General features: G+C 42.8%; 10 protein-coding genes. 8 read left to right on the forward strand and 2 right to left on the reverse strand.

The features are described from left to right. Positions 1–184: 184 nt before the first annotated feature. From hpnJ to aepX, 7 genes are all read left to right on the forward strand, one after another. Positions 185–1639, forward strand: coding sequence for a hopanoid biosynthesis associated radical SAM protein HpnJ (gene hpnJ / locus V7K42_RS05815; protein ID WP_334914362.1), 1455 nt, complete (start codon positions 185–187; stop codon positions 1637–1639). 131 nt (positions 1640–1770) lie between these two features. Then, a complete protein-coding gene (gene hpnK / locus V7K42_RS05820; RefSeq protein WP_334914364.1) occupies positions 1771–2667 on the forward strand; it encodes a hopanoid biosynthesis-associated protein HpnK in 897 nt (298 codons plus the stop codon). A 131-nt stretch (positions 2668–2798) separates the two neighbouring features. Further along, on the forward strand, positions 2799–4001 hold the full coding sequence (hpnI, locus tag V7K42_RS05825; RefSeq protein ID WP_334914366.1) for a bacteriohopanetetrol glucosamine biosynthesis glycosyltransferase HpnI: 1203 nt from the start codon (positions 2799–2801) through the stop codon (positions 3999–4001). Positions 4002–4066: 65 nt separating this feature from the next. Continuing rightward, positions 4067–4693 (forward strand): CDP-alcohol phosphatidyltransferase family protein, encoded by a 627-nt coding sequence (locus V7K42_RS05830; RefSeq protein WP_334914368.1) that lies wholly within the window; start codon positions 4067–4069, stop codon positions 4691–4693. 113 nt (positions 4694–4806) lie between these two features. Continuing rightward, positions 4807–5520: a 2OG-Fe(II) oxygenase gene (locus tag V7K42_RS05835; protein ID WP_334914370.1), complete on the forward strand. Its 714-nt coding sequence runs from the start codon at positions 4807–4809 to the stop codon at positions 5518–5520. A 135-nt stretch (positions 5521–5655) separates the two neighbouring features. Then, entirely contained in the window at positions 5656–6411 is a 756-nt protein-coding gene (locus V7K42_RS05840; RefSeq protein WP_334914371.1) for a phosphocholine cytidylyltransferase family protein, read from the forward strand. Positions 6412–6453: 42 nt separating this feature from the next. Further along, complete coding sequence (aepX, locus tag V7K42_RS05845) at positions 6454–8109, forward strand: phosphoenolpyruvate mutase (protein ID WP_334914373.1); 1656 nt, start codon at positions 6454–6456, stop codon at positions 8107–8109. Between the two features lie 200 nt (positions 8110–8309). Here aepX and V7K42_RS05850 read toward each other — a convergent pair whose 3' ends face one another. Next, positions 8310–8636 (reverse strand): hypothetical protein, encoded by a 327-nt coding sequence (locus V7K42_RS05850; RefSeq protein ID WP_334914375.1) that lies wholly within the window; start codon positions 8634–8636, stop codon positions 8310–8312. A 64-nt stretch (positions 8637–8700) separates the two neighbouring features. Here V7K42_RS05850 and aepY point away from each other — a divergent pair, with 64 nt between their 5' ends. Further along, positions 8701–9864 (forward strand): phosphonopyruvate decarboxylase, encoded by a 1164-nt coding sequence (gene aepY / locus V7K42_RS05855; RefSeq protein WP_334914377.1) that lies wholly within the window; start codon positions 8701–8703, stop codon positions 9862–9864. 167 nt (positions 9865–10031) lie between these two features. Here aepY and V7K42_RS05860 read toward each other — a convergent pair. Beyond that, the coding region (locus V7K42_RS05860) for a WD40 repeat domain-containing protein (RefSeq protein ID WP_442938526.1) at positions 10032–11209 on the reverse strand (1178 nt) is incomplete at its 5' end.

Below are 11209 nucleotides of genomic sequence, written 5' to 3' on the forward strand. Positions count from 1 at the left end.
ATATTGCAATCTAATGTCAAAAGTGTGACTAACTGGACGGTCGCACTCAGAAGGAATTCCCTAGATAAGCCAATTAGGGATTAGCAAAAAAATTTAGGACTAGAATCGGCTATGCTGCTTTTTAGGTTTTATCCTAAAAAAGTGTTAAGTAGAACCGCTGAACTACATATAAGGAAATATACCTGTGAAAAAAACTTTGTTTCTCAGCCCTCCTTCCTTCGATGGTTTTGATGGTGGAGCCGGTTCCCGATATCAAGCCAAGCGTGAGATTACTTCCTTCTGGTATCCTACATGGCTGGCGCAACCCGCAGCCCTTGTGCCTGGTAGCAAGCTGATTGATGCACCTCCACACGGTCAAACAGTAGAAGATGTCATCGAAATTGCTCAAGATTACGAGCTAATTATCATGCACACCAGCACGCCTTCGCTGCCTAATGATGTGAAGTGTGCCCAAACAATCAAGGCTCAAAACCCGAATGTCAAGATTGGTTTGATTGGAGCGCACGTAGCAGTCTTACCAGAACAGACGTTGCTTGAAAACCCGATCGTTGACTTTGTATGTCGTCACGAATTCGACTATACCTGCAAAGAACTGGCAGAAGGTAAATCTTGGGAAGAAATCACAGGTTTGAGCTACCGCGATCGCCAGGGGAATATCCGTCATAATGAAGACCGCCCCTTGATTCACGATTGGGATTCTATGCCCAGTGTCTTGCCGGTTTATCACCGCGATCTGGATATCAGCAAATATTTTATTGGCTACTTATTGCATCCATACATTTCCTTTTACACTGGGCGGGGTTGTCCGGCAAAATGTACCTTCTGTCTTTGGCCGCAAACAATTGGCGGACACTTATACCGTACTAAAAGCCCAGAAGCAGTTGGACGCGAAATGGAAGAAGCGAAAGCGATCTTCGGCGACAAGGTGCGAGAATATATGTTTGACGACGACACCTTTACGATTGACAAACAGCGTGCGATCGCAATTAGCGAACATCTGCGGCGACTCAAACTAACTTGGAGTTGTAACGCCCGTGCCAATCTCGACTATGACACCCTCAAACAACTACGCGATAATGGTTTACGTTTACTCTTAGTCGGATTTGAATCTGGCAATCAGCAAATTCTAGACGGGATTAAAAAAGGAATCAAGCTGGAAGTCGCGCGGAAGTTTATGGAAAATTGTCATAAACTTGGCATTACCGTACACGGCACATTTATCATTGGTTTACCTGACGAAACCCCACAAACCATAGAAGAAACAGTCCGGTTTGCTTGCGATATTAGTCCTCATACAATTCAGGTTTCCATCGCCGCTCCCTATCCCGGAACAGAACTTTATCGTCAAGCACAAGAAAATAATTGGTTTAGCAACAGTTCTTTAGTTGCTAGTTCAGGAATTCAAATGTCTACACTGCAATATCCAAATCTATCCAGTGCTGAGATTGAGGATGCAGTTGAGAGAATGTATCGTAAGTTCTACTTCCGTCCCAGAGCGATTATCCCTATTGTTGGTGAAATGCTTACCGATCCCCAAATGTTAGTGCGCCGCTTGCGTGAAGGGCGAGAATTTTTCTCTTACTTGAAAGACCGTCGCACCCAAGCAACAGCCAAAGCAGAATCAGTAGTTGTTGGTTAGTTAATTTTTGGTTGTTTTTATGGAGGAAGTGACAGAAACCCAGCTAAATAAGTAAATGAACAAAAATATTTACAGTGATTGCGATCGCAATGACACTGTGTAATTAATTCTGTCTTAAAAATATAAAACTTATGCAAGCACAGCGATTCGCCATCATTAATGGTGATGACTTTGGTTTCTCTGAAGGAGTTAATCAAGCAATTATCAAAGCACACAAACAAGGAGTCCTAACTAGTACCAGCCTGATGGTGAGCGCTGATGCTGCAAAAGAGGCTGTCACCTTAGCAAGTGCCCACCCAAATCTGGCTGTTGGTCTACATCTTGTGTTGGTATGTGGAAAGTCTGTCTTACCACCAGAGCAAATTCCCCATTTAGTTGACAAACAAGGTAACTTTTCCAATAGTCCATTAATCGCTGGATTGCGCTATCAATTTGTTAAGGAAACTCGTCAAGAACTACGGGAAGAAATTCGCGCCCAGCTTGAAAAATACCGTTCTAGTGGTTTACCTCTTTCTCATGTTGATGGACATTTGCATTTGCATATACATCCAGTAGTCTTGCGTATTTTAGTTGACCTAGCAGCAGAATTTGATATTAAAGTAATTCGTCTTCCCAGTGAGGAGCTAGGAATGACCTTGAGAGTTAATCGCAGTCATCTACTGACAAAGCTAGTTTGGTCAGGAGTATTTGGCAGACTACGCCGCTATGGTGAGAAACTGCTAGAGTCCCAAGGTATTAGCTTTACCCAAAGAGTTTACGGTTTATTGCAAACTGGGGGCATTACAGAAGAATATTTACTTGGGTTGATACCCCAAATTCAGGCAAACTTGGTAGAGATTTACTCTCATCCAGCGATGCCTGTGGTGGGCTTCTCTACGAGACGCTGCGCGAACGCCAACGCAAATGGAGAACTAGGCACAGGCGAAGCAGAACTGGCTGCATTGTTAAGCGATCGAGTCCGCGAAGCGCTCCTTACTAACGGCTTTGAAATTACCAACCATCATTTCCTATCCCAACGTACTACCTAAATTTGATTTTTCATAATTCAAAAGTAATAGCTTTGTCATCAAAATTACATTTAATGTACATACAAAAATCCTAAACTTCTCGGCAGTGAATCTATAAACTACTAATATTAATTGCCTGGTAATCAATGGCTATGTTTGTATCAATTTTCTTAACAAATCTTCATCTGATTGTTAGTAGTTTTCTGATAGTTTTGTGCATACTATCAGTTTTATTTTATTGCTGTGCAATTTATGCAGCAATAACTTTTTTTGCCAATCCCCAGCCAATCGATCTAGAGTTTCATCCACCTGTTAGTATCCTCAAACCCATTTGTGGAATTGATAGCAATGCTTATGAAAATCTCGCCTCATTTTGTCAGCAGGACTATCCAAAATATCAAATCATCTTTGCTGTGCAAAACTCTGAAGACCCTTGCATAGAGGTTGTAGAGAAAATTATCTCCAATTTCTCAGAATTGGATATTTCGTTAATAGTAAGCGATCGCATCATTGGTACAAACCTGAAAGTTAGCAACTTAGCCAATGCCGCAGCCAAAGCTAAATACGAAATTCTAGTCCTTGCTGATAGTGATATTCGAGTAGGAACAGACTATTTGCAAAGAGTTATCCAGCCGTTGCAAGATGAAAGCGTTGGTGTCGTTACCTGTATGTATCGAGCCTTAGCTCAAGGATGGATATCGGTATTAGAAGCTATTGGTACTACTACAGAATTTCATGCAGGGGTTTTAGTCAGCAATATCAAAGAAAATGGTATAAAATATGCCTTTGGTTCCACCATTGCCATTCCGAAAAAAGTACTAGAAGCGATCGGTGGATTTGAAGCGATCGCTGATTATTTGGCAGATGATTTCCAACTTGGCTATCTACCTGTCCAAGCAGGTTACAAAGTTGTGCTTTCTGACTACATCGTTGAACACGTACAAATAAGTAACAACTTAGTTGATGCCATCAGGCGACAAATCCGTTGGGCGCGTGGTAAACGAGTTTCTCGTCCTTGGGGTTATGTAGGACTCATTTTTACCTATGGTGTAGTCAGTAGCTTGTTGCTGTTAATTACCACGGATGGCTCAATACTAGGATGGCTAGGACTATGTATCTGTTGGATAACAAGATTGCTTATGGCTTGGTTCGTTGGTACTATTAGTTTGAAAGATCCAATTGTCAAAAAGTTTCTGTGGCTTGTTCCTGTGTGCGACTTGTTCAGCTTTGCTATTTGGTGTTTTGGCTTGATTGGCAACACTATAGAGTGGCGAGGGCAACAACTCAAGCTAACTAAAGATGGAAAGCTAATAGTACAAGAAGACAAAAGTTATGAATTATCAATTATCAATTAAGGTTTTGAGTAGTTAATAATTACTGTTATAGCTCTTCAAAGACCATATCAAATTCAAATTTATCTATGATCGCAAAGCCTTGGGATGCTCAACTTGCTTACTGGCTAGTTAAACCTCTAAAAGATAGTTGGGTAAACCCTAATCATCTCACCACAGTACGACTTGTAACAGGGTTGGCGGCTGCCGTAGCGATTTCTACGACGGGCTATGCCTACGCGGTTGGCGATATCGTCTGGGCTAACATTGGGGCATGGCTGTTTGCTTTATCCAACTTTCTAGATCATACAGATGGTGAATTAGCCCGTTTGAGTGGAAAAAGCAGCAAATGGGGACATCAGTATGACCTCGCTAGTGACGCTATTATCCACATTCTATTGTTTGTGTGCATTGGATATGGTCTTAGAGAGGGAAGATTTGGTTGGTGGGCATTGCTGATGGGGATAGTATCTGGGGTGTCTGTTGCTTGCATCTTTCATTTGCGAAACCAAATGGAACAGCGTTTAGGTAAAGACGCTAGCCGTCAACCAAATTTTGCCGGGTTTGACATTGAAGATGTGCTGTATTTGTTTCCCATAGTTACCTTACTAGATGGATTAGAACCGTTACTAATAGCAGCTACAATTGGGGCACCAACCTTTGCTTTATGGGTAATTTGGCAATTCTTTGCACTCCCACAGTCTGAAGCAAATTAAGGGAATTAGGAATTGGGCACAAAACAAGGTGAGTTCGACAAACCTTTCCCTGCCTTGAACTAAAATTCAATGAATGTTGATTTTTGCAATCCTGTACTACTATCAAACTATCAATGGAGCTTCAAACTGAAATTGATAAAGCTATAGCAGTTGTTGATTACCAAAAACTTCAAGCGGAGTTTCAAGCACAGAATGAATTGTTGGTGGTTGAGAACTTTCTCCCTAACTCCATCATCAAGCAGTTTCTAACCCTTTTGCCATCTTTGCAACCTGCTATCAACCGCAACTATATTCCCAATCATAAAAAGGGCGGTAGTATCAGCCGCTATAGTTTAGACAGCCTTGCTCCGATTTTTGGAGAGTTTTATCAACTCAGTGCCTTTTTTGAGTTCCTGAACAAAATTACGGGAGAAAAACTCCTTCCCTGTCCTGATACCGATCCCCATACTTACGCGCTGTACTATTACACTGAGCCTGGAGACCACATTCAGTATCATTACGATACCTCTTACTATCACGGGAAACGCTATACAGTGTTGCTTGGTTTAGTTGATAATTCATCCAGTAAGCTGGAATATCAACTCTACAAGGATATTCCAGAACGGGAGACGCAAATGCGATCGCTCTCCATAACTCCTGGTACTCTAGTCTTATTCAATGGTGACAAGCTTTACCACAGAGTTACGCCTTTGGGTGAAAATGAACAGCGTATTGTCTTGACTTTGGAGTACGTCACCGATATCCGTATGGGTATGGTAAAACGTTTTGCCTCAAATATGAAAGATGCGATCGCCTATTTTGGGTTTCGCCAAGTGTTTCGCAGTTGAAGCGATACAGAGTTACTGTTTCTTCCATGTTAAGAATTAATTAACAAATATTGTCTTGAGTAAAAAACAGTCATTATAAAATACTGGGAAAATTTATAGATTTCCTGGTGTTTTAGCTTTGTTGGTGACTTGACAATGAAGGCAATTATATTAGCTGCTGGCGTTGGACGACGCTTAGGTAAAGACGGGCAAAATCAACCCAAATGCTTACTTAAATTTAACGGGAAATCTTTATTAGAGCGCCATTTGAACAATCTTCGTCATTGCCAGATTGACGAGTTGGTAATTGCTGTAGGTTATGAATCACAAAAAATTCAGGATGAAATCAAAGCATTAGGAGCCGAAAATTGGGTTAGTACAGTTTATAATCCTGACTACACCAAAGGCAGTGTAATTAGCCTTTGGGCTGTACGTCAGCATTTAGCTGCTGGTGATGACATATTATTAATGGATGCAGATGTGTTGTGCGATCGCCGCATCATCGAACGACTGGTAAAGACAAATATCCCCAACAGCTTTTTACTAGATCGAGATTTTGAACCTGGGGATGAACCCGTGAAGCTTTGTGTCAGAGATAATTATCTAGTAGAGTTTCGCAAAAAAGTAGCTCTTGGTTTAGCTTATGATTTTGCAGGCGAGTCAGTAGGATTCTTTCGTTTTGGGAGTGCTGCTGCTCACCATCTTGCTACTCGCACAGAACAATATGTTGCTGATGGACTGGATGATGAACCTTATGAAGAAGTAATTCGGGATCTGCTGTTAGAAACTCCAGAAACATTTGGTTACGAAGACATCACTGGATTACCTTGGTTAGAAATCGATTTTCCCCAGGATATTGAACGTGCGAAGAATGATATTTTACCTCAGATAGAAGCCGCAGAAAATCTCTAAAAATATCTTCAATTATTATATAGGTTGAAAAAAGCAGAATAGATGCATCAAATATTTGCACCCACAAATACCACTGCAAACTTAAGTAAGTGTGCCCAATTGCGGCTATTATTAGAATCGCCTCAACTCGACTTCATCATGGAAGCTCACAATGGGATTAGCGCCCGGATTGTGGAAGAAGCTGGATTTAAAGGAATTTGGGCGAGTGGATTAGCCCTTTCTGCTCAATATGGCGTTCGAGATAATAATGAAGCCAGTTGGACTCAAATTGTGGAAATGCTTGAATTTATGTCTGATGTTACCAGCATCCCGATTTTATTAGACGGCGATACAGGCTATGGCAACTTTAACAACATGCGTCGCTTAGTTAAGAAATTAGAACAGCGAGGTATTGCTGGAGTTTGTATTGAAGACAAACTTTTTCCCAAAACCAACAGCTTTATTAACGGTAGTCGCCAACCTTTGGCTGAAATTGATGAATTCTGCGGCAAAATTAAAGCAGGTAAGGATAGTCAGACAGACCCAGATTTTTGCATTGTCGCCCGACTCGAAGCTTTGATTGCCGGTTGGGATCTTTCAGAAGCAATGCGCCGAGCTGAAGCTTACCACGCCGCCGGAGCAACCGCCATCTTGATTCACAGTAAATCATCGCGCCCTGACCAAGTGCTAGCCTTTGCTAAAGAATGGGCGGGTCGTTCCCCGTTGGTTTTTATACCGACTAAATATTACAGTACTCCTACCGATGTGTTTCGCAAAGCCGAAGTTAATTTGGTCATTTGGGCAAACCATCTGATTCGATCTGCTGTTGCTAGTATGCAAGCGATCGCACGTGAAGTAAAAGCTAGTGAAACTTTAATCAACATTGAAGATGATATTGCCCCTGTAAAAGAAATTTTCCGGCTACAGGGTGCGGATGAACTGTTAGAAGCTGAAAAGCGCTACTTCAACAACGGACGCTACGATACCCAAGCGATCGTTTTGGCTGCTAGCAGAGGCCAAGAATTAGCAGGATTGACGCAAGATAAACCAAAAGTAATGTTACCCCTTGGAGGTAAACCTCTACTCAGGTTGTTGGTGGACAAATTCAAAAAACTTGCCATCAACGATATTACAGTGGTCGCAGGTTACAAAGCAGAAACTATTAACGTTCCGGGGACTAAAGTCATCCGCAACCCAGATTATGAAACAACGGGAGAATTAGCATCCTTAGCCGTAGCTCAAAGTAGCTTCAGCGAAGAAATGCTGGTGCTTTACGGTGATTTACTATTTAGAAGCTACATCCTGCGCGATTTATTAGAATGTCCTGGAGAAATTGTGGCTGTAGTTGATTCTGTGGCGAACAGCAAATCTGTTAGCGGTTCACCTGACTACGCCTATTGCTCAATTCCAGACGATCTTTCTCTGTTTGGACAGGATGTTAACTTGTTGGACATTTCTAAAACAACACAAACGCAATTAGGAAACTCTAGCGGACGCTGGATTGGGATGCTGCGCTTGCGGAGTCAAGGTAGAGAGTGGGTGAGTGAAGCACTCAATGAGTTGCAAAAACGACCAGAATTCAAGAGTTTGGGTTTGCCAGAATTATGCAATTATTTAATCGAGCAAGGAAAACCAATCAAGGTGCTTTATATTCGCGGTAACTGGTTAGATGTTAATTCTTTAGACGATCTTGACCTTGCTTTTCAATTGAAACAATAGGGAGTGGGGAGTGAGGAGGTGAAAATTTTGAACTCAGAGCTTCGTCAATGAAGCTTTAAGAGGATGTTTGAAAAGTCCTCTCGTTGGTAGCAAAAGGTTTTAGATCCCCCTAAATCCCCCTTAAAAAGGGGGACTTTAATATCCGGTTCCCCCCTTTTTAAGGGGGGTTAGGGGGGATCAACAAGCAACTAAAATCACAGCTAACTAGTTTTCAAACAACCTCTGAGGTTCATCGACAAAGCTCTAAGGTTCATCGACAAAGCTCTAAGGTTCATCGGCGAAGCTCTGAGGTTCATCGACGAAGCTCTGAGGTTCATCGACAAAGCTCTGAGGTTCATCGACAAAGCTCTGAGGTTCATCGACAAAGCTCTGAGGTTCATCGGCGAAGCTCTGAGGTTCATCGGCGAAGCTCTGAGGTTCATCGACGAAGCTCTGAGGTTCATCGGCGAAGCTTTGAGGTTAAAGTTTTGAGTTCTGAAGCGCAAGTTTTGCTTTCTGAAGTCGAAGTAATAATTTTTTATCGCCACTCTCAACTTCCCAATCCCCATCTCAATCGTTTAAATACCTGGAAATTGCTGTAAATTTTTAATTATGATTCAGGCAGAGGAATTTGTAGAAGCGGCGCGTAATTTTGGCTTTGGGTGGTACACTGGCGTACCCTGTTCTTTTCTCACGCCTTTTATTAACTACGTCATCAATGACGTTCAACTTAGATATATTTCCGCAGCTAATGAGGGAGATGCTGTAGCGATCGCAGCCGGAGCAGCAATTACTGGAAAACCAGCTATAGTAATGATGCAAAACTCTGGTTTGGGAAATGCAGTTAACCCGCTAACCTCCCTTACTTATATATTTCGGATTCCGCTGCTACTGATTTGTACTCTAAGGGGCGATCGCAATTTACAAGATGAACCGCAACATGAATTAATGGGGCAAATCACAGAGAAATTGCTGGAAACTATGACTGTACCTTGGGAATATTTTCCTACAGATGCAGCAGAAATAGAACCCGTTCTACAAAGAGCCACAGCTTACATACAACAAGAGCGCCGTCCTTATGCTCTAATTATGCGTAAGGGAGCGATCGCCCCCCATGCACTCACCCGTTCTTCTATCCCCGAACGAGAAAATAGTAATAGCGCTCATATTCAGCAAAGCTTTTTTCGGGAAAATAAAGAACAACGCATTTCTCGCAGCGAAGCACTAGCGCGGATTGTGGAACTCATTGATGCAGAAAACACTGTAGTAATTGCCACCACTGGATATACGGGACGCGAACTCTTCGCCAGTAAAGATAGTGCCAATCATCTTTACATGGTTGGCTCTATGGGTTGCGCTTCTTCAATGGGATTGGGACTATCGTTAGCACGGAAAGACTTGAAGGTTGTGGTGATTGATGGCGATGGTGCAGCATTAATGCGAATGGGTAATTTTGCGACTATTGGCACTTATGGCGGTGCTAATTTAATCCATATTCTCTTAGATAATGAAGTCCACGATTCCACAGGCGCACAAGCCACCGTTTCTGCGGGTATCTCCTTTGCCAAAATTGCCGAAGCGTGCGGTTATGGCGTTACATTAGCCGGAGACGATTCAGCCCTTTTAGATGCTTTATTTAGCGCAGAGACTAACACTAGACCTAAATTTGCTCATCTAAAAATCCGTCCAGGGACTTTAGAAAAGCTACCCCGTCCCAACCTCACCCCAGAAGCAGTTTTGCAACGCTTCATGAAACATATTGGTTCTGAGCTATAGCACGATATGGTTCGGTTAAGATTATTTGATGAAAATAATAGATCCCAAAGACGCGATATGCCGTCAAGACGAAGGACTGATTATTGTAAAGACGGCGATTTATCGCGTCTCTTGCCTTAAACGAACAGTATTGCAAAGCCAGGGCGGTTTCTAACCACCTCTTTGAACTAATTCTGTAATTTCTTAAGCTCTGCTTCTGTAAACGGATTCTTCCCCGCCCGTAAATCTTTCACCCAGCGCTGCCGTTGTGCTTTACTATCTTTATCTCCAGGCTGGGCGATGTATGCTTCAAAGTCCTCAATTGCTCCTTGATAGTTGCCTGTTAGCGCCCTAGCCAAGCCACGACTATCACGAATATTGCCATCTTCAGGTGCAAGTGCAACGGCTTTTTCACAGGCTGGTAACACATAAGCAGCTTGTTTTTGCAGACTACCTTGGCGGCATAGTTCAGCCCAAGAACTTATAGGAATTTCGACTTTTGGATCAAACTTTAGAGCTTCGGTATCAGCTGCGATCGCTTCCTTAAACTTTTTCTCTTGTAAGCGGCTGTCTCCTTCATCAACTAAGCGTTCAGCATTGCCTTTGTTGACAAACTCTTTTGCTCTCGCCTGGGAATCAAACTTTAAATTATTATCCCACTGCTGTGCTTTGTTGAACTTTTCAACAGCGCCATTAATATCATCATTTCGCGCTAACTTATCACCTTGGATGACTAACGCTGTCGCCCCCAACACCAAGCGAGATGGAGTTTGACATGATTGCAACTCTTCTAACGCTTCTGGATGGGCAACTAGGTAATTATTCAACAAGTTGCAACCACTGTGTAATAAATTATCGAAATCCAAATCCCATAAAATTACCGTCTTGTCAACACTGCCAGAAGCCAGTGTCTTGCCATCGGGGCTGAAGACTACGCTATAGACTGTACTGCTATGCTCAGTCAGGGTTTTGATGGCTTTGCCTGTGCTGACATCCCAGAGTTTGATCGTCTTGTCATCACTGCCAGAAGCCAGTGTCTTGCCATCGGGGCTGAAGACTACGCTCTTGACCCAACTGCTATGCCCAGTCAGGGTTTTGATGGCTTTGCCTGTGCTGACATCCCAGAGTTTGATCGTCTTGTCATCACTGCCACAAGCCAGTGTCTTGCCATCGGGGCTGAAGACTACGCTTAAGACCCAACTGCTATGCCCAGTCAGGGTTTTGATGGCTTTGCCTGTGCTGACATCCCAGAGTTTGATTGTCTTGTCTTCACTGCCAGAAGCCAGTGTCTTGCCATCGGGGCTGAAGACTACGCTATAGACCCCACTGCTATGCCCAGTCAGGGTTTTGATGGCTTTGCCTGTGC

The organism is Nostoc sp. (assembly GCF_036917455.1).
Lineage (GTDB): Bacteria > Cyanobacteriota > Cyanobacteriia > Cyanobacteriales > Nostocaceae > Nostoc.

Excerpts from the sequence above, each read along its gene's own strand:
- V7K42_RS05830 (WP_334914368.1), top strand. The coding sequence starts at position 4,067 with ATGATCGCAAAGCCTTGGGATGCTCAACTTGCTTACTGGCTAGTTAAA.
- V7K42_RS05835 (WP_334914370.1), top strand. The coding sequence starts at position 4,807 with ATGGAGCTTCAAACTGAAATTGATAAAGCTATAGCAGTTGTTGATTAC.
- V7K42_RS05840 (WP_334914371.1), top strand. The coding sequence starts at position 5,656 with ATGAAGGCAATTATATTAGCTGCTGGCGTTGGACGACGCTTAGGTAAA.
- hpnK (WP_334914364.1), top strand. The coding sequence starts at position 1,771 with ATGCAAGCACAGCGATTCGCCATCATTAATGGTGATGACTTTGGTTTC.
- aepY (WP_334914377.1), top strand. The coding sequence starts at position 8,701 with ATGATTCAGGCAGAGGAATTTGTAGAAGCGGCGCGTAATTTTGGCTTT.
- hpnI (WP_334914366.1), top strand. The coding sequence starts at position 2,799 with ATGTTTGTATCAATTTTCTTAACAAATCTTCATCTGATTGTTAGTAGT.
- aepX (WP_334914373.1), top strand. The coding sequence starts at position 6,454 with ATGCATCAAATATTTGCACCCACAAATACCACTGCAAACTTAAGTAAG.